General features: G+C 61.7%; 21 protein-coding genes. 11 read left to right on the forward strand and 10 right to left on the reverse strand.

Annotation, left to right across the window (positions count from 1 at the left end):
- The first annotated feature begins 129 nt into the window (after positions 1-129).
- The 3 genes from NKG59_RS22345 (at position 130) to NKG59_RS22355 (ending at position 1,512) form a co-directional block, all read left to right on the forward strand.
- Complete coding sequence (locus NKG59_RS22345; protein WP_253541543.1) at positions 130-999, forward strand: manganese catalase family protein; 870 nt, start codon at positions 130-132, stop codon at positions 997-999.
- 100 nt (positions 1,000-1,099) lie between these two features.
- Positions 1,100-1,270, forward strand: coding sequence for a hypothetical protein (locus NKG59_RS22350; RefSeq protein WP_253541546.1), 171 nt, complete (start codon positions 1,100-1,102; stop codon positions 1,268-1,270).
- Positions 1,270-1,512 carry a DUF6566 family protein gene (locus NKG59_RS22355; RefSeq protein ID WP_253541549.1) on the forward strand — a complete coding sequence of 81 codons (243 nt, stop codon included), beginning with the start codon at positions 1,270-1,272 and terminating at the stop codon, positions 1,510-1,512. Before NKG59_RS22350 ends, NKG59_RS22355 begins: the two co-directional genes overlap by 1 nt.
- A gap of 42 nt (positions 1,513-1,554) precedes the next feature.
- On the opposite strand, the gene pdeM is transcribed toward NKG59_RS22355, so the two are convergent.
- From pdeM to NKG59_RS22375, 4 genes are read right to left on the reverse strand one after another with little or no spacing between them, the layout of a single operon-like run.
- The gene (pdeM, locus tag NKG59_RS22360; protein ID WP_253541552.1) at positions 1,555-2,214 is read right to left on the reverse strand and encodes a ligase-associated DNA damage response endonuclease PdeM; all 660 of its coding nucleotides are present in this window, start codon (positions 2,212-2,214) and stop codon (positions 1,555-1,557) included.
- Complete coding sequence (locus tag NKG59_RS22365) at positions 2,211-4,826, reverse strand: ligase-associated DNA damage response DEXH box helicase (protein WP_253541555.1); 2,616 nt, start codon at positions 4,824-4,826, stop codon at positions 2,211-2,213. The genes pdeM and NKG59_RS22365 overlap by 4 nt, the downstream gene beginning before the upstream one ends.
- On the reverse strand, positions 4,823-6,469 hold the full coding sequence (locus NKG59_RS22370; RefSeq protein ID WP_253541558.1) for an ATP-dependent DNA ligase: 1,647 nt from the start codon (positions 6,467-6,469) through the stop codon (positions 4,823-4,825). Before NKG59_RS22370 ends, NKG59_RS22365 begins: the two co-directional genes overlap by 4 nt.
- Positions 6,466-7,512, reverse strand: a complete 1,047-nt coding sequence (locus tag NKG59_RS22375; RefSeq protein WP_253541562.1) for a ligase-associated DNA damage response exonuclease — start codon at positions 7,510-7,512, stop codon at positions 6,466-6,468. Before NKG59_RS22375 ends, NKG59_RS22370 begins: the two co-directional genes overlap by 4 nt.
- A 690-nt stretch (positions 7,513-8,202) precedes the next feature.
- Here NKG59_RS22375 and NKG59_RS22380 point away from each other — a divergent pair.
- Together NKG59_RS22380 and NKG59_RS22385 are read left to right on the forward strand one after the other, a co-directional pair.
- Positions 8,203-8,655, forward strand: coding sequence for a hypothetical protein (locus NKG59_RS22380; RefSeq protein ID WP_082076019.1), 453 nt, complete (start codon positions 8,203-8,205; stop codon positions 8,653-8,655).
- A gap of 155 nt (positions 8,656-8,810) precedes the next feature.
- The gene (locus NKG59_RS22385) at positions 8,811-9,197 is read left to right on the forward strand and encodes a hypothetical protein (protein WP_045203385.1); all 387 of its coding nucleotides are present in this window, start codon (positions 8,811-8,813) and stop codon (positions 9,195-9,197) included.
- Between the two features lie 145 nt (positions 9,198-9,342).
- Here the strand turns inward: NKG59_RS22385 and NKG59_RS22390 are convergent, their stop codons facing one another.
- The 3 genes from NKG59_RS22390 to arsD all read right to left on the reverse strand — a co-directional run bounded on the left by NKG59_RS22390 (position 9,343) and on the right by arsD (position 14,798).
- Positions 9,343-12,003 (reverse strand): diguanylate cyclase domain-containing protein, encoded by a 2,661-nt coding sequence (locus tag NKG59_RS22390; RefSeq protein WP_253541580.1) that lies wholly within the window; start codon positions 12,001-12,003, stop codon positions 9,343-9,345.
- Positions 12,004-12,629: 626 nt separating this feature from the next.
- Positions 12,630-14,417 carry an arsenical pump-driving ATPase gene (gene arsA / locus NKG59_RS22395; protein ID WP_253541583.1) on the reverse strand — a complete coding sequence of 596 codons (1,788 nt, stop codon included), beginning with the start codon at positions 14,415-14,417 and terminating at the stop codon, positions 12,630-12,632.
- Positions 14,418-14,429: 12 nt separating this feature from the next.
- Entirely contained in the window at positions 14,430-14,798 is a 369-nt protein-coding gene (gene arsD, locus NKG59_RS22400; protein WP_045203383.1) for an arsenite efflux transporter metallochaperone ArsD, read from the reverse strand.
- Positions 14,799-15,132: 334 nt separating this feature from the next.
- On the opposite strand from arsD, the gene NKG59_RS22405 reads away from it, so the two are divergent.
- Positions 15,133-15,450, forward strand: coding sequence for a hypothetical protein (locus NKG59_RS22405; protein ID WP_253541585.1), 318 nt, complete (start codon positions 15,133-15,135; stop codon positions 15,448-15,450).
- Positions 15,451-15,517: 67 nt separating this feature from the next.
- On the opposite strand, the gene NKG59_RS22410 is transcribed toward NKG59_RS22405, so the two are convergent.
- Positions 15,518-16,249: a helix-turn-helix domain-containing protein gene (locus NKG59_RS22410; protein WP_253541587.1), complete on the reverse strand. Its 732-nt coding sequence runs from the start codon at positions 16,247-16,249 to the stop codon at positions 15,518-15,520.
- Positions 16,250-16,507: 258 nt separating this feature from the next.
- On the opposite strand from NKG59_RS22410, the gene NKG59_RS22415 reads away from it, so the two are divergent.
- Positions 16,508-16,903, forward strand: coding sequence for a hypothetical protein (locus NKG59_RS22415; protein ID WP_045203380.1), 396 nt, complete (start codon positions 16,508-16,510; stop codon positions 16,901-16,903).
- 379 nt (positions 16,904-17,282) lie between these two features.
- Here the strand turns inward: NKG59_RS22415 and NKG59_RS22420 are convergent, their stop codons facing one another.
- A complete protein-coding gene (locus NKG59_RS22420; protein ID WP_315862607.1) occupies positions 17,283-18,302 on the reverse strand; it encodes a GGDEF domain-containing protein in 1,020 nt (339 codons plus the stop codon).
- 1,200 nt (positions 18,303-19,502) lie between these two features.
- Positions 19,503-20,756, reverse strand: coding sequence for an Hsp70 family protein (locus NKG59_RS22425; protein WP_253541590.1), 1,254 nt, complete (start codon positions 20,754-20,756; stop codon positions 19,503-19,505).
- Positions 20,757-20,993: 237 nt separating this feature from the next.
- Here NKG59_RS22425 and NKG59_RS22430 point away from each other — a divergent pair, with 237 nt between their 5' ends.
- The 4 genes from NKG59_RS22430 to NKG59_RS22445 all read left to right on the forward strand — a co-directional run bounded on the left by NKG59_RS22430 (position 20,994) and on the right by NKG59_RS22445 (position 23,329).
- Positions 20,994-21,293: a hypothetical protein gene (locus NKG59_RS22430; protein WP_253541593.1), complete on the forward strand. Its 300-nt coding sequence runs from the start codon at positions 20,994-20,996 to the stop codon at positions 21,291-21,293.
- A 372-nt stretch (positions 21,294-21,665) separates the two neighbouring features.
- Positions 21,666-21,959, forward strand: coding sequence for a copper-binding protein (locus tag NKG59_RS22435; RefSeq protein ID WP_253541798.1), 294 nt, complete (start codon positions 21,666-21,668; stop codon positions 21,957-21,959).
- Positions 21,960-22,016: 57 nt separating this feature from the next.
- A complete protein-coding gene (locus NKG59_RS22440) occupies positions 22,017-22,385 on the forward strand; it encodes a copper resistance protein CopC (RefSeq protein WP_045203377.1) in 369 nt (122 codons plus the stop codon).
- The gene (locus NKG59_RS22445; RefSeq protein WP_253541596.1) at positions 22,385-23,329 is read left to right on the forward strand and encodes a copper resistance D family protein; all 945 of its coding nucleotides are present in this window, start codon (positions 22,385-22,387) and stop codon (positions 23,327-23,329) included. The genes NKG59_RS22440 and NKG59_RS22445 overlap by 1 nt, the downstream gene beginning before the upstream one ends.
- Positions 23,330-23,454 lie beyond the last annotated feature (125 nt).

Here is a 23,454-nt window from a genome sequence, read left to right on the forward strand (position 1 = left end):
TAGGTGGCGCAGGGCCCTTCGCAACGCGCGTACCTGATCGCGCAGGGCAAGCGTGCGGCGTGCGATGGAACGGGTGTTGCGGAGAAGGGACGCGCCATGAAGGCACCCACCCATTCCCGGAGAACACCCATGTTCATGCACAACAAGCGATTGCAGTACACCGTTCGGGTTAGCGAAACCGATCCAGGCTTGGCCAACCTGTTGCTGGAACAGTTCGGTGGCCCGCAAGGCGAGCTTGCTGCCGCCATGCGCTACTTCACGCAAGCCGTGGCAGAAGAAGATGCAGGCCGCAAGGACATGCTCTACGACATCGCGACGGAGGAACTGAGCCACCTTGAGATCATCGGCACCATCGTCGCCATGCTCAATCGCGGTGCGAAAGGAGAATTGGCGGAAGCGGTGGACGAGCAGGCGGAGTTGTATCGAAAGCTCAATGGCGCCGGTAATGACAGCCATGTGACGCAGGTGCTCTATGGCGGCGGCCCGTCGTTGACGAACTCGGCGGGCGTGCCGTGGACGGCGGCCTACATCGATTCGCTAGGCGAGCCCACGGCCGATCTGCGCTCGAACATTGCCGCCGAAGCACGCGCCAAGATCATCTACGAACGGTTGATCAACGTGAGCGATGACCCCGGTGTGCGCGATGCGCTCGGCTTTCTCATGACGCGCGAAGTGTCGCACCAGAAGTCGTTCGAGAAGGCGCTCTACGCCATCAACGGCAACTTCCCTCCGGGCAAGCTGCCGCCGGTACCGGAGTTCAGTGATGCGTATTTCAAAATGTCGCGCGGCGGCCCCATCGTGCAGGCACCGTGGAATAGCGGCACGGGGCTTGAGCTGATCGCGGACCCGCCGGTGCCCGTTGACGGTGGCGACGGCAATGCATCGGTCAATTTGACCGATGCCGAGTTGGAAGCGCTCGAAGCCATGAAGACGCGTCTGGCTTCGGACCCGGCTGTCGATCCCACCACCGGTGCGGAGCTTGGCGAAAAGAAGGCGTGACAGCCGCGCCCGGGCTCGGGTGCTTCGTCACTCGGGCCTGGGCATTGCGTCTGCGTCAGTCACTGGCCGTTTCAAGGCTTGAACAAACATGGAGACGCTCATGCATATGCAAGAACTGCTTGCGATCGCGGCGCTCACTCTTGCCGTGATTGCAATGTATTCCCTCGCCCGTGGCTTGCCCGCCGGCGTGTTCGGGACAGGCGCGCAACCACTCGCGCTGATGTATTCGGGCGTCAATCCGCCGCATCCTTTCTTGAACGGAAGGCGATGATGACGAGCAATACAGCGCACGAAGGCGAGGAGCGGTTCGAGTGTGCCGGCCATACCGTCACAGTCAGCGCGGAGCAGGACGCACAAGGCGTGTGGGTGCCGCGCATTGCTGTCGCAAACGGCGAGCGGCAGTTCCAAATCCGGGAAATATCCCAGACGTGGCGCGGCTGGCATACCGAAGGCGAAGCCATTCGCGACGGCATGGAACAGGCCCGCCTGCTGCTCACGCATGAGCGGCCTTGAGTTTTGAGTCTGGGCGCTGGGCCTACAGCCAAATTGCGTCGTCTAGCTGAGCAGTGGCCAGACCCGGTCGTCAGCCACCCCATAGAGCGCTTCGCCCGGCGCAACAGGTGCGGTCCACAACCCTGTGAACTCGCCGAATGCGGGTAGCAGCGCGCCGCTTTGCCCAAAGCGGAAGCACGGTAGCCGGAGCCGATCTTTTCCGCGTCCGCTGATGAAAACGCCCGGGTGCACGTGGCCGGCAATGACGTAGCGTTCGGGCACCACTTGCGGCTCATGGCATAGCGCGAATGGGCCAATCGCCCAAGGCTCTTCCACCACGTTGAAGTGCAGGCCAGCAGGCGGGTCGCCCGCGTGGCGGTCGTGGTTGCCGCGGACCAGCGTGCAGGCTATGTCGGCGTGCCGTATGCGCCAGGCGACGAGCGCGTCGATTGCACCCTGTGCCTCGCGCGCGTGGAGAAGGTCGCCCAGCCACGCTATATGTCCGACGGGCAGTCGCGCCAGCATGGCATCCAGGCGGGCGATAGCCTGGACTGTGCTTCCGGCAGGCACCGGAACGCCGCGCGCGCGGAACGTCGCCGCCTTGCCGAAGTGCGCATCGGCCACCATCAGCATGCGTCGCGCGGGCCACCAGAGCGCGCGTTCGGGCAGAAGCCATACGGTCTCGCCCGCGCACTGGATGACGAGGTTTTGGGGAGCGCTCATAGCAGTGGGAGTGGCTTCGATGTCTTGCGTGGCCGGCGCGTGCGGCGGCTGGATTTGCCCGCTGTGTCGGACGATTCAGTCAAGCGCAACGCGGCCTGTACGTCTGTCTCGATTTCTGGCCGTGTTGCGGCATCCGGATCGGTCGGCTCGGGGCCTGCGGCGCGCTCGGCTTCGGCCAGCATGCGTGCGATCCGATCCGCCAGTTTCTCGGTCGAGAGCTGTTCGCGAAAACGCTCCACCATCAACGGAAAGCCGAACGGCGAAGGCCGGGTCAGCGCGCGCAGTTCAAGCCGCAAACCGCGCATGCGGATGAGGGCGGATTCAATGCGGTCGAGGTCCAGCTCCTGGCGCAAGACTTCGGTTTCCGCTTGCGACAGCAGCAGGTTGCCCGGGTCATGGCGCCGGAAGACTTCATAGAACAGGCCGGATGAAGCCTGCAACTGGCGGGTGCTTTTATGCGCGCCGGGGTAGCCCTGGAAGACGAGCCCCGCTACGCGTGCGATCTCACGAAAGCGACGCTGCGCGAGTTCTCCGGCGTTGAGGCTGGCCAGCACATCCTGCAGGAGCGTGTGGGTGGAAAAGAGTTCGCCGCTGGCCAGCAACGCGGGCCAGTCGATGGGCGTGGCCGACAGGAGTTCGAGGCCGTAGTCGTTGAACGCCAGGGAAAACGTGGCCGGCGTGCGATTGGCGGCGCGCCAGCCCAGCAAGCTTGCCAGCCCCAGGTGGGCATGCCGCCCCGCAAACGGGTAGAGAAAGAGATGCCAGCCCTCGCGGGAGTGCAGGGTTTCGGCCACCAGCGTTGCGGTGGTGGGCAGCGCAGACCAGCGCGCCTGCAGCTCCAGCAGCGGGCGCGCGGCTTCCATTTCGGGGCTGTCGAAACGCGCATGTGCCGCCGCATCAAGCTGCGCCACCACCGCGTGCGCCAGCTCGGTGGAAAGCGGCATGCGACCACCGTTCCAGCGGGGCACGGCAGCACGTTTGCCGGTGGCACGCCGCACATAGGCTGTCATGTCCTGCACGCGCACCAGCTCCAGCAAGCGGCCCGCAAACAGGAAGTTGTCGCCAGGGCGCAGCCGGGCAATGAAACCTTCCTCGATCGACCCCAGGGCACCGCCGCCGGAAGCACGCCACCAGCGCACGGTCATCGTTGCATCGCTGACGATGGTGCCGATGCTCATGCGGTGCCGCCGCGCGAGCCGAGCATCGGGCACGCGCCAGACCCCGTGCTCGTCTGGTGTGACGCGGTGGTAGTCGGGATATGCGGTGAGCGAGTGGCCGCCTTGTCGCACGAAGTCGAGCGCCCATTGCCACTCGTCGTCGCGCAAATCTCGGTAGGCCCATGCGCGGCGCACTTCCTGCAACAGCGCCTCGGGCACAAAGCCGCCCCCGAGTGCCACCGTCACCAGATGCTGAACCAGCACATCAAGCGGTTTATGCGGCGAGGTGCGGGCTTCCACGTGGCCCGACATGGCGGCCGCGCGCGCGGCCGCGCCTTCCACGAGTTCAAGGCTGTGCGTGGGCACCACCGTCACGCGAGAGGGCCGGCCCGGCGCGTGGCCTGATCGCCCTGCACGCTGCAACAGCCGCGCCACGCCCTTGGGTGAGCCGATCTGCAGGACGCGTTCCACCGGCAGAAAGTCGACGCCCAAATCCAGGCTTGACGTGCAGAACACCGCCTTGAGCATGCCTTGCTTGAGCCCGGTCTCGACCCAGTCGCGCGTTGAGCGGTCCAGTGAGCCGTGATGCAACGCAATCAGCCCCGCCCATTCCGGCCGCGCATTGATGACGGCCTGGTACCACAGCTCCGCTTGCGAACGCGTGTTGAGAAACACCAGCGCGGTGGTGGCACTTTCCAGCTCTTCCAGCACGTGGGGCAGCATCGCCATACCCAGGTGCCCGGCCCATGGAAACCGCCCTACACCGTCGGGCAGCAGCGTATCGATCTCCATGCGCTTGGGCAGATGGCCTTGCACCAGCGTGCCGGCGGCGGGCGTCGTCGCATCGCCCAGCGCGTCCATGGCTTCCGCCAGGTTGCCCAGCGTGGCTGAGAGGCCCCACACGACTAGCCCCGGTGACCACGTGCGCAGCCGCGCCAGCGCCAACTGCACCTGCACGCCGCGTTTGTTGCCCACCAGTTCGTGCCATTCATCGACGACGACCACCCGCACAGAGCCCAGGGCTTCACGCGCATCGGCGCGCGCGAGCAGCAACGACAGGCTTTCGGGCGTTGTCACCAGGGCGGTGGGCAAACGGCGCGATTGCGCGGCGCGCTCGGCACTGCCGGTGTCGCCGGTGCGCTGCCCGAGGGTCCAGTGCGGCGCCAATGCCTGTGCGGCGTCGGTCAATGCGCGCGTGGTGTCGGCCGCCAGCGCACGCATGGGCGTGAGCCACAGCACGGACAAAGGCGGCGCGCCGCTGCGCCCGCGCACTTGCGCCAACCGTTGCAGCGCACCGAGCCAGACGGCATAGGTTTTCCCCGCCCCCGTGGTGGCGTGCAGCAGGCCCGATTCACCGCGTGCCATGGCCGACCACACGGCGCGCTGGAACGGCATTGGCGCCCAGCCGCGCGCGGCAAACCATGCATCAAGATCGGGCATTGCGGGTTCGTTCATGACGGCGGCAGCAGGCTTTCCAGTGTCTGCAAGGTATCGGCTTCTGCGACCGGCTTGTCATGGCGCCAGCGCAGCATGCGTGGAAACCGCACCGCGATGCCGCTCTTGTGGCGCGTGCTGCGCGCTATGCCTTCAAAGCCGAGTTCGAACACCAGCGTCGGGGTCACGCTGCGCACGGGGCCAAAACTTTCAACCGTGGTCTTGCGGATGAGCGCGTCGACCTGTCGGATCTCTGCGTCGCTCAGGCCGGAGTACGCCTTCGCAAAGGGCACCAGCTTGCGCTCGGGCACCTCGGGCGGCGCGTCCCATACGGCAAAGGTGTAGTCGGTATACAGGCTCGCGCGCCGGCCGTGGCCGCGCTGCGCATAGATGAGGACGGCATCGACCGAGAACGGATCGATCTTCCATTTCCACCACACGCCCACGTCTTTGGTGCGGCCCACGCCGTAGCGCGCGTCGCGCCGCTTGAGCATCAGCCCTTCGACGCCCAGCTCGCGCGAGGCTTCGCGCTGGCGTGCAAGGTGGTGCCAATCTTCGCCGTGAAGCAGCGGAGACAGCTCCAGCGCCGGATGAATGTATTCGGCAATCACGCGTTCAAGTTGCACGCGCCGCTCGCTTTGCGTGCGCTCGCGCAGGTCCTGCCCCTGCCATTCGAGGAGGTCATACGCCAGCAGCACTGCCGGCGCTTCTCGCAGCACGCGCGCGTTCAGCGTCTTGCGGCCGATGCGTTGCTGAAGCAGAGCAAAGGGCTGCACGCGGCCCTCTTGCCACACCACGATCTCGCCATCGAGGACGGTTCCGGAGGGCAATACCCCCGCCATGGTGGACAGTTCGGGAAATCGGTCGGTGATGAGTTCCTCGCCACGCGACCACAGCCATGCGCTGTCGGCGCGGCGAACGAGTTGCGCGCGGATGCCATCCCACTTCCATTCGATTTGCCATTCAGTGGGAGGGCCGAGCAGTGTGTCGAAGGCTTGCGCGTCGGCCTGCAGCGGATGCGCAAGAAAGAACGGATACGGGTGCCCGGTATCGAGCACATGGCCATCGGCACTGGCATCGGCCAGCAGTGCGCGATAGCGCTCGGGGGTGGGTGCCTGGCCGATGTCGGTATAGCCCATCAGCCGTTGCGCCACGTGCTTGGGATCGGTGCCACCCACTTCGGCCAGCGCGCGCGTGACGAGCAGTTTTGACACCCCTACACGAAACGCCCCCGTGATCAGCTTCATCAACACCAGCCGCGCTTGCAGCGGAAGGCCCCGGCACAGTTCGGCAAGGCGAGGCAGTACCTGCTCGGGCGGCTGACCACGCAATGACAGCAGGCGCGCTTCCATCCACTCGGCCAGGCTGGTGTCGTCTGCATGATCCGCATCGGGCAGGACCAGGGCGATCGTCTCCGCCAGGTCGCCTACGGCTTGGTAGCACTCGTCAAACAGCCATTCGGGCAGGCCGGATGTGGTCTGGGCAAAGCTGGCGAGCACACGCACGGGCACCAACTGGCGGGGCTTGCCGCCGGCCAGGAAGTAGACCGCCCAGGCGGCATCGGCATCGGGCGCGGTGCGCAGGTAGGCCACCAGTGCGGCCAACTTGCCGTTGCTCGATGTGGTGGCGTCGAGCTGCGCGTATAGATCGGCAAAGGCTTTCATGGCGCGGGCGGGTCCGCTGGTTCGACTGCTTCGGCTGCATCGGCTTCTTCGCCTTCGTGGCCATACTCGGTGGCGAAGGCGCGCGCATCCAGGCCGCGCTCGCACAGCCAGCGCACCATCGGCGCCACCTGCCCGTGCGTGACATAGACCCGCGTGGCGCCCGTGGCATCAATGGCTTGCTGCAAGCCAGGCCAGTCTGCGTGATCGGACAGCACGATGCCGCGGTCGACGCCGCGCCGCCGGCGTGCCCCGCGAAGCTGCATCCAGCCGCTGGCAAAGGCATCGGCATAGTCGCCAAAACGGCGCATCCACGGCGTGCGTTGGGCGGAGGGTGGCGCCAGCACGAGCGCGCGTCGCAATTCAGTGCGGGGCACGTCGGTCGCCAGTTGCGTGGGTGGGAGCGCCACGCCCGCGTGCCGATAGGCGGTGTCTAACTGCAGCATGGCGCCGTGCGAAACAATCGGCCCGATGCCGGTATCGAGCCCCGACAGAATGCGCTGGGCCTTGCCGAACGCATAGCAGAACACGACGCTCGCGCGGCCAGCTTCGGCATTGCCGCGCCACCATGCGTTGAGCTGCGCGAAGATCTCGGTCTGTGGCCGCCAGTGGTAGATCGGCAGTCCGAATGTGGATTCGGTGATGAATGTGTTGCAGCGCACCGGCTCGAACGGCGTGCAGGTGCGATCCGCCTCGACCTTGTAGTCGCCGGACACGACCCACACGTCGCCGCCGTATTCCAGCCGCACCTGCGCGGACCCGAGTACATGCCCCGCCGGATGAAAGCTCAACCGGACGCCGTGATGGACGATGGATTCCCCGTACGGCAGCGTCTGCAGGGGGATGTCGTCACCCAGGCGCGCACGCAGCACACCCGCACCAGGGGCGGCAGCGAGGTAATGCTGGTGCCCGATGCGGGCGTGGTCACTGTGGGCGTGCGTGATGACGGCTCGGTCAACCGGCCGCCAAGGGTCAATGTAGAAGTCGCCTACTGGGCAGTACAGGCCTTTGGGCGTTGTCACGATCAGTTCTGCTGCGCTGGTCATCACTCGCTCTCATTTGAGACCCCTATCAGGTTTTGGCGACAACATTAACGCAATGGCTGCTTATGCGCAGGCTCGCCACGCATGTCGGCCGGGCCGCCGGGGCCTGCGGCGGCACTGTTGCCCGAAGGCCCAGTGATGTCCGCAGCCCCGCCCGATCCTGGGGAAGGAGACGCGGCCTGCGGCGTAGACAGATCAGGCGCTGAGGCCGGCATGGTGTCCGGATATCGCGACAAGGAGCGTTTTGCGGTCTTCGCTAGGGCCGCTGGAGCGACGTCTGGCGATGCCGGGCGCGGCTCAGTAGGCTGCGCAAGCGAAAGTCCGCTGCCGCCCGTCGATGCCAGGAAGAACAGCCAACCTGCTGCAGTTCGCTTTGTCACTCGTAATGCGTGATGCATGCGTGGCCTCCGTTGCGCTCCGTGGGCGGAAGCAGCCGGCATGCCAGGGTTCCTCGCCGGTGGCGCGGAGCGGTTGGCTGCCAGGCAGCGGCGGCGGTTGGCCATTTCTTCAATGGAGGGGGAAAAAAGGACGATCGGCGGCCTTGGAGCGCTGGAAAACCCGTGAGCGTCATCTCTCACGTGCTGCGCGACAGATTTAGAGGTTGATCTGTATCAGCCAGCGAAGGGCAGCATCGGCTTACCGTGGAGGGCTATTAGAAAAAGCCATCCAATAGGCTGAAAACGGGGAAACGTCATGCTTGAACAACAACCAGACGAAGTGGTCGCCGCCACGCTTTGGGAACTGGAGTCCTCAGTGTCCCGTGCATTACCCAGAGGGGCGCTCGTCAATTCGGCTCGTGCCAATTGCGGTGGCTACGATGTGGCAGCGAAGTGGACGATGTCGACAGTCCGTGGCAATCGGCAGGAATGCACGTTAGCGGTGCATTTCGGTGTGGCTGAGGCCAAGGCGTACTGCCGACTGAATCATCCCAGACGGGAAGAGATCTGTCGGCGGGTCAGCGAATGGCTGTCCGTCCAGTTGGAATTCCAGGGCGGAGAACAGTGCGCAGACACGGGCTACGACCTGGTGCTCACCGTGCCAAATGCCTTCTTTCTTGATGAGAGAGACGCCATTCGTGTGGGGCGGCAGGACCGAGAACACGATTTTTCCCTCCATCGGGGCGCATCCCTGCCGCCGTTGACTTGAGCGGCAGTTCTATCGACAGGTTTTTGAGGTGTGTCTGTCCACCGATCGGCTTTCTAAACGCCGGTTGATTGTGCGCCGTCAAGGCATAGGAGCGCGCAGCGGCTACCTTCGAATAGCGGCCCGTGAGTGTGGGCGCGCGGAAATGCGGAGGCCTTATGCGCGAGCGGATCAACGAAGCCGAAAGGACTTGTCTACGTGAACTCCAAGATGCGCTAACAGAAACGCTGCCTCGTCGGGCCGTCTTGCGGCTTGAAGGCGACGAACTGGGCGGAATAGATGTACACGCGTGGTGGATAGTAGAAGGCCCGCGAGGCGACAAGCAGGTCAATTCATTTTCATTTCACCTGACGGAGTTGATGTTGCAGGTCTACTTTCACCAGTCCAGCGACGCTCGAGCAAGTACCTGCGGGCGATTGAAGGATTGGGCGAACTGGGCGCTCGAGGGCGCAGAAGAGACTGGCGACAACGATATGGGCTTCGATATCTGCGCGCTTGTACCGGGAGGCATCTTTCGTCCGAGCGTTGATCTACAGCGGTCCTGATGGCGCGATTGGAGGGCGATACCGGCTTTGTCATTGCAGCCGTGTCCACCGTGCAGGTTGAATCGCTTTTTCCAGGCGTTGGCAGGGCAATTTTTTCCCACCAGCGGAAGCACGTGACTGCGGTAAAAACCCAGATTCGCCGTTGCTATGGAGCCTCGCTGCTCTCTGATGCGGTTTCCGTGACAGCAACGTCGTCGGAGAATTCGTAACGACCCTTGCCGTGGCCCTTCGCGCGATAGAGCGCGTCATCTGCGGCCGAAAACACCACGGCCCCATCGACGTTGTGGCTCAGCCGTGCCACGCCAACGCTGCAGCCGAGTTCAATGACGACCTCGCCAAACTTGTAGGGCCGTGCGCCAATTGAAACGATTCGGCCGGCGAGCTTATGTAACGCGTCGTCGTTCACCGGCCCGACGATGACGGCAAATTCGTCGCCGCCGAAGCGCGCAACAAAATCGGATGGACGTGTGACGGTGCGCAGGCGATCGGCAAATGCACGCAGCACCTCATCGCCTGTTGCGTGCCCGTAAGTGTCGTTGACGCGCTTGAACCCGTCGAGGTCGATGAGGAGCAGGGCGCCCAGTTCGCGGCGGTTGTCGGAAGAAAGTGCTTTCTCCATCTGGTTGTCAAAACCGGCCCGGTTCAGCAGACCCGTGAGGTGGTCCGTCATCGACAGGGCTTTCAGGCGGACCTCTTTCTCTTTGCGGGCGGTGATGTCCGTGACAAGGATGTGCACGCCGATGACAGTGCCGTCGGCCCGGAACTGTGGAACATACTGAACCTCCTGGTACGTGAGCGAGGAACCGATGCGCTCCTCGCGCTCGAATCTTTGAGGGTTACCCGCCAGCGCCTTTTCCAATGGCTCGCGCAGGCGCTCGTACGCGGCCAGGCCCACGACCTCGGCAACGGTCTTACCTACAAGACTCGAACGTGACATGCCCATCTCGCTCGCATAGGCGGCGTTCACAAACTCGTATTGACCGTCAGCGCCCACGAACAGCACTTGCCCCGGCATTGCGTCTGTGACGGTCTGCAAAGTCTCCGCGTTGCGTTGGACGGCTTCTTTCGCCGCTTTTTCGGCACGAATGTCCCGCATGAGGGCGGAGTAGTGGTCTAGCTTGCCGGCGGAGTCTCGATGAACGATGACGGTGTGGGCCACGGGAACCAATTCACGCTTGGCGTTGTATGCAAGCGTTTCCCCCATCCACATGCCGGATCTCAGGGCGGTGGGAACCACGACGTCCTTCAGGAACTGTACTGTTTCTGGCGGGTGGTAGTCGGTAATGGTTGTTTCGCTGATGGCCTTGTCGGCCGGTATGCCTGCGAAGGCCCGCCCAGCGGGGTTGATGTAGGTCAGCTGCCCGTAACGGTCTGTTTGGGCGATGAAGTCCGGCGTGGCTTCCAGAATCGACATCAGTGCGCCGATTGCTTGTTCGGCACGGACACGTTGTGTGATGTCTTCGATGACCCCGACATATCCTTGGGCTGCCCCGTCAACCACAACAGGTGCAGCCGTCACCGATATCTGGCGCTCTGGCTCGCCCGGTATGGAGAAGCGCTGCAGGTCGCGAAAGACGAGGCCGGCTTCCCTGGAAGCATCCCATGCGCGCTCTGCCCGCTCTTTGTCTTCTGGAGCGAGCCTGTCACGCCATGAGTCTGCAAGCGCGTCTTCCTTGGACAGGCCCAGGATGCGGCAGTAAGCATTGTTGACGTATGTCGTGCGGCCATCGTTGCGTGTTCGGAAAAATCCAAGCGGTGACGCGTCGTTGACTGCTTCGAGTTCCGCCCGCTGCTGTACGACCTGTCTCATGAGGGCGCGCAGGCCGCGCACGATAGAGTCGATTTCAGGGGATGCATGTCCGACGTCGAGCGTGGTGAGCCCATCCCATTCGCAGTGATCGGCCCGACGCAAAGCCACGTGCAGCCGATGCAATGGACGCAGCAGCAACTGCATGCCACCCCAGACGGAACATGCGACCAGGGCAATCAGGAACAGCGAGGCCCATCCCAGTCGATGCCGCATCACGGCGAAGGGGGCATCGACTTCGCTTCTCGGGATGACCGAACCCAGCGTCCACCCCGTGGCAATGACGTTCTCCAGCGTGATCATCGGGGCTGTCTCGTCCAGTGGCTGTCCGGCAAGCGCCTTTTCGATGTCCGGCTCCGCACTGGTATTGGCCAAGAGTTTTGCGTCATCCGGGTGAATGACGAATACCGGGGCATTGCCGCGCTGAACGACGAATAGATAACCGTGCTCACCGATACGGGTGGTCCGCATGTCGCCAAGGAAGTTCGGGCGAAGCAGGCCCAACGATGCGCAGAGCACGCCGACCATGTGGCCTGCGTCGTCAGAGACCGGTGCCGCAAACACGATGTTTGGCGCGCCGCCGATACGGTTACGCAACGGCGCCGAGACGGCGGCCTGTCCTACCACAACGACTTGCTTGAAGTAGTCGCGGTCATGAACGTCGACGCCGACCACCTGTTCTACGTATGGGGAGACGGCCGTGACTTTGCCGTCCATGCCAACAAGGAACACGCTGTCAAACATTCCGGCAGTCGGCGCTATGGACGCAAAGTATCGGCGAGCGTCTTGCAGAGATCCGAAGTGGACCGTGCGGGTCTGAGCTGCAGTGCGTTGAACGATGTCGAGGTAATCGTCCATGCGCTGCCTGAGGTCAGTCGCGGCATCCTTTACCAGCGCCTGTTGATGCTTCTGGATGAGTACCTGAATGTCTGAGCGGAACTTCGTCCGTTCGGCCAGGAAAGCGATGCAGAGCAGGGCCGCCACGAGGATGGTGGCCAAGAACGCGGCTTGAAATTTGAGAGTGGGCCGGATCATGCGTAGTGCTTCTTGCTCAAGGGCTCTGTCCGACTGCGGACCCGATGGACTTCGGTCTGGCACCACTCATACGCGCGGGTCGCGCGTTGCGTCAGATGTGCAGATTGGCGCCTAGATTTACTGCGCCAGCGGTTCTTCCGTTGCGGAGAGGAATGGGCCCTCGATGGATTCTTCGCCAGATCTGCCTGCACCTCGACATGGTGGCGGGCACCACAACTCGTGCTTGTGGTGTGCCCCTGCTTCAATCGACGCAAGCAACGAAAACCTTAGCAGGGCGAGCGAATTGTTTGATCTGCGTCAAGTCGCGCGAGCGTGTTCGCTGGCGGTAAGCAGCCACTCACTGGCTTTTGCCAGCCTGTGCACTTTCACTTCTGAGCGGCCGTACTGCGAACCGGTCAACCAGGAAGTCGATCAGCGTATGTATCCAGCAATGCTGTTCCAACTTCCCCAGCACGATGCATCATGACAACCCAAGACCGTCTCACTGATCATGCAGTTTGAACGGGCCTACAGCATTGGGGCGGCGCTCTGGGCAGGCTTGCCCTGTTGAAACGCGCCGCAGCCAAGCGACGGGACGTGTCGTCCTTGTGTTAATCGTCAGCGGATGAATCCGTTTCGACAGGAGGGTTCTGGGCGATCAGATGCGTGAGACCCGCGACGCCGACGGGGGGCTCTGCGAGCCACGGGATCAGTGCGCAGTCATGTGCAAGGTCGTCGGCGACGTGGCGAATAAAGGGCACCTCGTAGGCCCCGCGCTCGCTCAACACGGGATGGGTTGTCCCGCTCGCCAGAAGCGACTGGTTGATGACCCACGCATAGGGCTTGATGCCCGCGCGGACCAGGTCTTTGGCAAGGCGCTCCGCCTCGTGAACGGGAGTGGCCTCCGGCAGGGTGACGATGAGCACCCGCGTGAAACTGGCGGCGCGCAGCCGGGGCAACAACTGCCGCACCGCCTCGGGCATGTCTCCTTGCGTACGCATGACTTCCCGGTGATAAGCCTCGGCAGCATCAAGCAGCAGGATGGTGTGGCCCGTGGGGGCGGTGTCCAGCACCACGAAACCGCTCTTGCCCTCGTCCACGGTGCGGGCAAACGCTCGGAAGACGGCGATCTCCTCGGTGCACGGCGAGCGCAGGTCTTCTTCCAACATTGCGCGCCCGCCGGCGTCGAGCTGCTGGCCAGCCTTGGCGAGAACGTCTTCGGTGTATTGCCGCACTTCCTGGGATGGGTCGATGCGGGTCACGGTCAGGCCTGGTACGACGCCGTCAATGGTGGCGGCGATATGCGCGGCCGGGTCGGTGGTTGATAAGACGACTCGATGCCCCTTCTGGGCCAACGCCACGGCAATGGCCGCAGCAACGGTGGTCTTGCCGACACCGCCTTTGCCCATTGTCATGATGACGCCGTGGTCGGCGGCTGCCATGTCTTCGACCAATCTGCTCAAACCGGGCGGCAAGCGGGTTTTGGGCATGTCGCGGCGGGTCGGCAACGCGACAGTCTCGGGGTGCGCCATCTCCCGCAGCGCGTCCAGTCCAACGGTGCCGCGCGGCAGGAAGGGAATGCGTGTCTGCGGTAGCACAGCCAGCTCGGCAGGCATGTTCGCCAATGCTTCGGCCGAGCGCTGCGCCATCGCATTCGCGATCGGGTCATCGGAGGTGGTATCCGTGAACAATCCGTTGATCGCCAGAGTCTGGTTCTGTATCCCGAGGTCGGCGAGTTCGCCGCGTGTTCGATTCGCTTCGCGCAACGACGCGGCGTCGGCGCGAGCGACCAGAACAACGGTGGTCTGGTCCGAACTGGAGAGCCGCTGGACGGTTGCGGCATACAGCGCCTTCTGTTTTTCAAGACCAGCCAGCGGGCCAAGGCAAGAGGCACCGCCTGTCGATGAGGAAATGAACTGATCCCATGCAGAAGGCAAGGTCAGCAGCCGCAGCGTGTGGCCGGTTGGCGCCGTGTCGAAAATGACATGGTCGAACTCAGCGGTAGAAGCCGGGTCACCCAGGAGCTTCGAGAACTCGTCAAACGCCGCAATCTCGACAGTGCACGCACCGGAGAATTGCTCTTCCATGCTCTGAATCGCTGCCGCCGGCAGGATGCTGCGGTAAGGCGCCACCATGCGCTCACGATAAGCGTGCGCAGCCGCCTCTGGATCAACGTTCAGCGCGAACAAACCGCTTGCGCCTGGTACGGCCGTCGGTACCTGGCCAAGGCTGACACCCAGCACTTCGTCGAGGTTGGACGCAGGGTCGGTGCTGACGATGAGCACCGACCGTCCGGACTCTGCCAGTGCCAGGCCGGTGGCACAGGACAGCGAGGTTTTGCCGACACCGCCTTTGCCGGTGAAGAACAGATAACGGGTACGGATCGAGGGCAATGTCATGACGCCACCGCTTTAGCCGCAAGAGCCTGGCGCGCAGCCGCAACCTCCGGCTTTGACGCGCGGCTTCTCTTGCGTCGATAGCGCAATGTTGAGCTTCTGCGCCAGTTGTTGACGTGAGGGGTACATGCCGGAGGAGACAATGCGGCCATCGATGACAACGATCGGAAGGCGGTCCATGCCACCTTCCATCTCCTTGACGACGGCGGGGTTTGCCGCAAACGCTTGCGGTTCCTGGCCCAAGTTGTAGCGGGCCACCGTCACGCCGTGTCCTTCAACCCATTTCAGGTCGGCGGCGAATTGCGCCAGCACCGGGTCGACGTCGACGCCGCAGACGCCGGTCGAGCAACACATCGCCGGATCAAAAATTTCCAGTTTCATCATGATGTCCTCATCTCAAGAAGCCGTCTTGGGGCACTGGCACACGTCAGTGAAATAAGCATGGAGCGACCAACGCGCCAAGGTGTTGAGCGGCAACAAATTCTGGTGCATCGCCTTGGAAGATGCCGGCAAATGTATTGGTTAAAGCACGCAGCAACGATCAATCGATCTGCAAAGCGAACTGTGCAGACATTGCCTCTTCGGCAGTTGAGCGGGATCAACTTCGCGCACGACCGTCCGCTGTCCAAAAGAGCGAGTCGTACTTAACTTGACTGAAGGCGGTCGTTTGGCGAGCGCTCTGATGGCGTACAGCTTTGTGGTGCGGGAGGGGAGACCTATGACAAACGAACCAGAAAATCCGGACGAGCTCATTCAAGTCAAAGCAGTTCTCCGGCGGAACTTGGCTTCCACGGGCGCAATTGCGGCGCGCATGGTGGTGCTGATGAAGTTTCGCGACGCGGTATTGCCTTGTCTGTCTCCTGCAGCCGCGGATGCCGCGCTCGAAGCGTTCAACGAAAGCCTCGAAGAGGCGATCCCGCTGGCTGCTGAGTTCGGATCATTGCCCGCATACAGCGATGCGTTCTTTGATGAAGTTTTGACTACGCGGGCTGCGCTGGAACGGCGGCAGTCAAGGGAAGGGATTCGTGACCATTGAGGCTGTGGGCAGCCCCCAAGTGGCTGGCGAAGGTAGCGCCGGGGGCATAACCCGCCAGCAAACGATCTTAGAAAGCACGATTTTTCTGAACACCCGCCTGTGAAACCGTCGCCAGTGCCTGGATGTCCAATATCTGAATTTCGCGATGATTGACTCGCAAAATGCCCTCGCGCGCGAGCGAACTGAAAATTCGACTCACGGTCTCGAGCTGCATGGCTAGGTGCTCGGCAATCTCTTCCCGACTCATGCGCAGAATAATGTGCCGATCGGAAAAGCCCCGCTCTTTCAGACGCTCCGAAAGATCGAGCAAGAAACTGGCGACGCGTTCCTCCGAGCGCATGGATCCGAGACAGAGCATCAGCCGTTGTTTGCGGCCGATGCGCGCGCTGAAGATCTGCGTAACCAGTTTTTGAATCGCACCTTCTTGCTGTGCTAACTCGGCAAGGTGCTTCCACGATACGGCGCACACCTCCGAGTCCTCCAATGCAATCGCGGTTGAGGTTCGGGTATCCGATTCGAAACCGTCCGCGCCGAATATGTCGCCGCTCAGGTAGAACGCGGCAATCATCTCGCGGCCTTCGGCTGTGCCAAGCGTCAGCTTGAACGTGCCGTATTTCACCGCGTAGATTTCATCCAGGGGATCGCCAGAGCGGAAGATTGACTCGCCTCTCTTTACCCGGATTTTTCGCTGTGCGATGTCTTCTACCAGTGCGGCTTCACGGGCGTTCAAACCGCGCGAAAGGCAAAGGTGACCGTTCCGACACGTGGTACAGCCTTGATTGGGGGCGTTCTCGGACATGGGGGGCATTTGGGGGATGAGAATAGTGTTATCGGCCGCCGCTCACAGAACTTCATGTTGCCACGTCAGATATCGGATAAAGCCCTCAAACGTGTGGTCATTTGCGCTTTCGGTGTGATCGATCAGGCGCAGCACCCAAATTCGTTGCGCAGGTGTGTCGAGATATCGGGGGCGTTGATCCGCGTCAGTGTCTAAGCAGATGTGGCAGGTACGCTCGGACAGCTCGATACCTGCCTGCTTCGGAACGCGGGGAACGCAATGCTGAATGCACAACTGGAAGAGACTGGAGGCGCCGCCGAACGGGAGTTGGGCGCCGTGGTCGCAGCAACGTTGCCGCGAAGTGCATTTGTCAGGACATTTCGCACAAAATCCGGCGGCTACGACGTCGAAGCGGAATGGCAAACCAGCGGTCCTTATGGGCTCACAGCCAATTGCACGCTTGCGCTTCATTTCACGGGCGCAGAGATATCGACCTACACACATTTCAGTGAGCGCAAACGCGAAGAGGCGTGTCGTCGAGTTGCCGACTGGTTGAGTATTCGGCTGGAATTGCAGGCTGCGGACATGCTTTGGGACAAAGGCTTTGATATTGACGCCGTTGCGCCTTCAGCGTTCTTCGTCGACGAGTCCGGTTGCTCCAACACCTTGCAGTAGAACCGGCCTTGCTTACGATTCGGGCCAAAGATTTCACTCCTGCGCACGTGGCTTCATGTGCCTGAGCGGAACAAGCAGCGTGCGTCGTCATGATCCGTACGTAGACGGTCCGAGCTACGCGCGACCCTTCTGGTGAATTAACCTTCGGGCCGTAGATAGGCGGCAAATGGTCCACTTCGGCGTTGTCAAATAGACAGTGACGTTGTCTATTTGACAGCAGGTGCAAAAGTGCACCCTCTCTTAGGGCAGTAGACTTTCCCTCATGGGATTACTTGAAATCTACGACGGTGGATGTCTTCGCCTGTTCGGGCCCATAGAGATCAGGCAACGGCAGCGGATCGCATTTGGAAGCGAGCGCGTTTTCCGCTCACCCACCATCTCACAGGAGCCGCTCGTCGGTGAACACGGTTTGGTTCTTGCCGGAGGTCTTCGCGCGATACATCGCACTATCTGCGCGACGCAAGATGGCAGGAATGTCGAGCGGCTCGCCCTGCATGTCGGTTGAGAACAGATAGATGCCGATGCTGGCCGACACAGAAACAGGATGCCCATCAACGGTTTGAATCGCATTCAGTACCGATTGGACATCATCTGCAATGGCTTGCGCGTCTGTCTTGCTACAAAGGTCGCGCGCCAAAATCACAAACTCGTCGCCTCCCAGGCGGGAGAGCGTATTGCCCCGGCGCATGCGAGCTTGCAAGGCTTGGGCAAAACGTTGCAGCAGCAAGTCTCCTACTCCGTGCCCATATGCATCGTTGACTTGTTTGAACCCGTCCAAATCAATGAGTAACAGAGCCGTTCGTTCCGCTTCGCCATCTTGACCAAGAAGGACGCGCGCGATGGCCTTCTCAAGGCTCTTGCGATTGTTCAGACCAGTCAAAGGGTCAGTAGCGGCTCGCTTCTCAAGCCTGTTGACCAACACTGACAAATATATGGAGGTGGCGGTAACGCCAAAGGCGATGCCCAGCGCGGCGGAAAAATTCTCCTCCCACCACGGTGCCCATTGCATGAGCGCCGCAATGCCAGCAAGCGCGACAGTGCAGGAGAGTGCCAACATGCGTTTGCCATGGCGGCACCCTGCGCCTACCAAAAACCAGAAGAAAGCCCAGAGCATGGGCAATGCTATCCGGCCTCCTGCGGCAAGAATCATCACCACCGAAGCCTGATCCATGACGGTGGTCGTGACTAACCGTGTGCGCGATGGGCCAGACAGTGCATTGACAGCCAAATATGTACCGACGCTGAATGCGACATAAAAAAGACATGCCAATAGCGTTCGGTAGGCCTCAGGCGTTGGTTGGATGAGCGCAACGACTCCATAGGCCAGGAAGGGTAGCGGGCCCAGGTAGATCCGCAACATCGCTTGCTCATATTCCGGCAGCCTTTCAACGGTGCTCAAGTGCCGGCCTCCGCTAACGCCAAGTAAGTCTGCCCATCTCATATCAACTCGCAAGCCACAACCTTTCTCGTTTTAGTCGAGTGTAGTTGATGCGTGGGCGCTGAAGTTCATCTGCCGACGTAGTTAATTGGTGGGGTTGCGCACGCGTGCAGACGCGCGCTGTTTATCCGGGTCCAGTCGTACGTACGACTCCTCTGAAGTGCGAGTTCGTCAGCGATTTCGTCTGATCGGGAGCGCGGCAAGGAGATGCGAGAAAGCGCGGACTACGTGCTCGAAGTGCCTGCTGACAATTCAAATGCCGTTCAATTCGAAGCGGCAAGTTCTGCTATCGGGCGCGCCGTCATTTGTCTCGAAACGGTCTGCGGCCACAGGGGGAACAGTATTCCGCAGTTCTCCTAGAAATGATTTTCGAGCCGTTCGCGCAGTCACGCACGCGGCTTCGAAGGAGAACGTATCGCGGCGGACTGAAGGTTGCCGAAGAGTAAGCGCGCAAGACAAAAGGCTGCCATCGGCCAGCTTTTTTTTCCGTCGGTTTTACGACCGTTTGAGGACCCGCCACGTTAAGGGCCGTCGTGCCAATAAAGCATAACTTGGCCGATCGGGACGGAATAAGGCATAACCTGTCCAAACGGATTTCTTCCCGTTGAGGCGCGCGCAATGCGGGTCTTGGGAGGTCGTAGCAGAGCTCCCCGAGTCGCGAGTTCGTCATTGGACCGTCTACCTACGGATCATGACGACGCATGCTGCTGCTCGGATCAGGCGGTAGGGCATAGAGCCACGCGCGGGGCTGAAATTTTTGGCCCTAATCGAGCTGCGTCCGACCCTTCCAATGAATTGAGTTTCGGGTCGTAGGAAGGTGCCGAATGGTCTACTTTGGCGTTCGCTAATAGACAGTGACGTTGTCTATTAGACAGCAGGTGCACCAGTGGCCAGCCCTTACACGTGTTGCCCGATTGGCTGAACAATTAGATGCGGGTTACAGCCACCAGCTAACACCGTCGAGTGACGGAAGCGGTTTGCAGACTGTTTAGGCAATGTCTGCTATGCCCGCGTACCACCGATCAATGACTCCTACCGGCTGCGGATGTTCGCCGCGCCGGTGACCACCCCAGTCTCAAGGTGAGCTACATCTGCGGGGTTCCAAAGTCAGCATGTCGACTACGCTCGAAACGTCCCGCCGCCCCTCAGCCTTTCAGCCCGTCAGCCAAACTTGCGCGCCGCATCGCGCGCCAGGCCAGAACCGATCCCGCCGAACAGGTCGCCTTCGACGCGCCGCGCCGACGGCAGCACTTGCGCCAGTTGCTCGCGCAGCAACGGCACCCCGCTGGAGCCGCCGGCGAAGAGAATGGTATCGACCGTTTCCGCTGCGACGCCCGCCGTCTTCAGCATCGCCTGCACCGTCGAAACCGTCTTGCCGACCAGCTTCCCAATCGACTGGTCGAAGTCCTCACGCGTGACGGGCTGCTTCAGCTCGGGCGCGATGCGGTGCAGGTCGATCTCCGCCACCGGGGCGTCCGACAGCGCGATCTTCGCGGCTTCCACCTGGATGGCCAGCCAGTGGCCGGCGCGCTCGCGAATCAGGCGGATGAGGCGGTCGAGTTTTTCGGTGTCGGCAGCATCTCGGTAATTGTCCATCACCACCGTCCACGCCTTGCGCGTGTACACGTGGTTGATGGTGTGCCAGCTTGCCAGGTCGAAATACTGGCCGGACGGCATCGCCTTGCCGTTGCGCAGCGTGCTGTTCAGGCCCAGTAGCGGCATCACGCTGGCTAGGCTCAAGGCGCGGTCGAAGTCGGTGCCACCAATGTGAACGCCGCCGTTGGCGAGGATGTCGTCGCGGCGGTCAAGGCGTTTCGCGCGGTCGGGCGACAGGCGCACCAGCGAGAAGTCCGACGTACCGCCGCCAATGTCCGCCACCAGCACAAGTTCTTCACCGCTGATGCCGGCCTCGTAGTCGAACGCGGCGGCGATGGGCTCGTACTGGAAGGCGATCTCGTCGAAGCCGGCGTCGCGCGCGATTTCCGACAACGTGTCTTCGGCGAGCTGGTCGGCCTTGGGATCTTCGTCGATGAAGAACACTGGGCGGCCCAGCACGGCGCGGCGGAATTCATGGCCGGCGGCGCGCTCGGCGCGCCTCTTGAGTTCGCCGATGAAATGCGCCAGCAGCTTGCGGAAGGGCATGGCCTGGCCCATGACCTCGGTGCTGTCGTCCATCATCGACGTGCCGAGCAGGCTCTTGAGCGAGCGCATCAGGCGGCCCTCGTAGCCGGCAAGATAGTCGGTCAGCGCGGCACGGCCGTAGCTGACCAGCGGGTCTTCGGCGTGAAAGAAGATGACGGAAGGCAGGGTGACCTTGCCGTCTTCGAGCGGCAGCAGGGTGGGTGCGTCCGATCTCAGCCAGCCGACGGTGGAGTTGGACGTGCCGAAATCAACGCCGCAAGCGTTTGACATCATAGGATTGTGGCTTTTCGAGTGCAGCCGGAGGCATGCGCCTGCACGGGATAACAGGAGCGGGCGCCACCGGTGAAGGGGCGCTATTGTAGTGGTTTTGTGCGACGGATTCCCGCCGGCCGACACCTGCAAACAAGTGGCCATGCTGTCTCATCGCACAACGCAGCGCGCCCCGCGTCGAACGTTGGGCTGGGGCGATATTCGTAGTCGACTTGTTGCGATGCAGGGGACCTGGTACCCGTGAGCGTGGTTGAGGCGGCGCGGCGTCTCAATGTCGATGTACGTCAGATTTACCAGAACGCAAACAAGGAAGCTCGCGTGCTGGCGGAGCGCTGGCGGCAGCATAGGCGAGGCCGGGGCGAGCAGAGCGTGGAAAGGGCCCGAGACGCGATTGATGCTGCATGTCAGGACATCCTCAGTGAAAGGAAGGCGATCAATCGTCGCGAGATAAGAAAGCGTGTTCCGCAAGAGGTGCTTGGCAGCGTTAAAGGCGTTATCACTTTGTTGCAGGAAGCGCGGGGTCGTATGGAGGCGGACTGAAGGTCACCGGAGAGTAAGAGTTCAAGACAAAAGCCGGCAATTGGCCGGCTTTTTTGCCCGTCGATTTTGTGACCGTTTGAGGACTTGCCCGTCAAGTTGCGCCGTGCCGATAAAGCATAACGTGGCCGATCAGGTAAACGACCATAACCTGTCCAGATGGTCACTTTATGCTTAACGGCCCCAGTCGTGCCGTCAACGCACAGAACGCAGGTATGGCAGAGCGGCGGGCGTCACCGACGCCAGGGAACAACTCATGTTTGGTTGGGCCAGTTCTTTCTACGAATTGCTGCCATTCCGTCCACCGCACTCTCGCTAATTAGGAGTTATCTCATCACGAAGAAATGCACCCCGATTCTTGGCTCACTCGCGCTCTTGGCCGCGACGCCCGTATTCGCTGCTGAAGCCGGCTCCGCAACCGTCACCGCAGCAGCACCAGCGAGCGAAAAGATGTCACACGGAGAAATCAAGAAAATCGACACTTCGGCGGGCAAGCTGACCATTAAGCACGGCGCTCTGGAGAACCTGGGCATGGACGGCATGACGATGGTCTTCCGCGTCAAAGACCCAGCCATGCTTGAGCAGGTCTCGGTCGGCGACAAGATTGATTTCGTTGCCGAACAGGTCAACGGTGCGCTAACTGTGGTCAAGATGCAAAAGAGCAAGTAATCGGCAGGCCGGCTCGAGCCGACCTGTCTTCCAAAGGCCACCAACTAAAGGACAAATATGAACGCCCATTTCAAGAAATCACTGGTCAGCTTGACCGCTGCCATCGCTATCGCCCCCGCTATCGCTTTCGCACACGGGAAACTTGAAAGCGCCGAGCCCGCCCCCGGCAGCACGGTGTCATCGGTCACCAGCCCGTTGCGCATGACCTTTAACGAGGAGTTGGAACCAGCTTTCAGTACAGCACGTGTGACGGACGCAAAAGGAAGTGCTGTCAGTACGGAAAAAGCAAAGGTCGATAGCGCCAATCCCCGGTCCCTAACTCTGGGCGTACCGAAGCTCGCAGTCGGCACGTATTCAGTCGACTGGGCCGTCATGACGCACGACGGCCACAAAACGAAGGGCAAGTACAACTTCACGGTGAAGTGATGGATGAAGGCGCCTTGAACGCAGCGCGCTTTGGGTTGACGGCACTGCAGAACCTCGGTTTTGCAGTGCTTGTCGGCACTCTGTTCAGCGATAGCTGGCTTAAGCGTAGTCCGTCCGCCTGGCAAGCGGGTGTCACCCTGACGCTTGCGATGACGTTCCGGGTCGCCGCCATTGCGGCGCTCACAGCCAGCGTTCTCTATTTTTGGATTCACTGCGCCCAGATGGCAGATGCACCGCTTTGGCAAGCGTGGCCGGCCGTCGTCTCTATGCTGCGTGCAACCGAGTTTGGGTACGCGTGGGTAGCCTCAGCACTTCTCCTGCTCACCGTGGTGGCGTTGGCCTTTCTCCCATGGGAGAGCCAATCGCCAAGCCTTCGTGGTGCACTGTGGATGGCACTTTTGGGTGCAGCGCTAGCGCGCAGCCACGGCGGCCATCCAGTTGATGCTGGCGCATTCAGCCTGCCCGTCTGGATAGATTGGGCACACCTGCTGGCAATCAGCGCATGGGTAGGCCTCGTTTATGCTGCGGCGTTCATTGTGATGCCTCGTCTCATTGGCCAGTCAGCAGCTGACCGGACCAACGGCGCAAAGTATGTCCAGGCACTGTCGAATGCGGCCACTTATGCGCTCGCCGTGCTCGTTGTCACAGGAACATATAACGGGTGGAGAAGTGTTGACCAACCCGCCAACTTGCTAGGCACAACCTACGGAAGACTGCTGCTGTTGAAGCTTGCGTTTGTTTTCAGCGCGGCGGCGCTCGGTGCGCACAACCGCTTTTTCGAGATGCCCGACCTCCTTGCAGCGCTCAAGCAATCAAGCGCCGTCGATACCGCGCGAACCAACCAGCGGTTTGTTGGCGTACTGCGCATTGAAGCGGTCGTACTGACAGCGGCCATTCTCGTCGCCGCTGTCCTGGTCGCGAGCCCTTTGCCGGGAACCGAGTAACGCTCATCACGAGGGCGCGACTTGTCAGGGTACGTGCGACGCGGCGCAGCAGCCGGGCTTGACCTTCCCTGCGTAGGAAGGTCAATCATCTGTTTTGGGTCAAAGAACGAAGCCGCCTCCCAATC

This window comes from Ralstonia chuxiongensis (assembly GCF_024158925.1).
Lineage (GTDB): Bacteria > Pseudomonadota > Gammaproteobacteria > Burkholderiales > Burkholderiaceae > Ralstonia > Ralstonia chuxiongensis.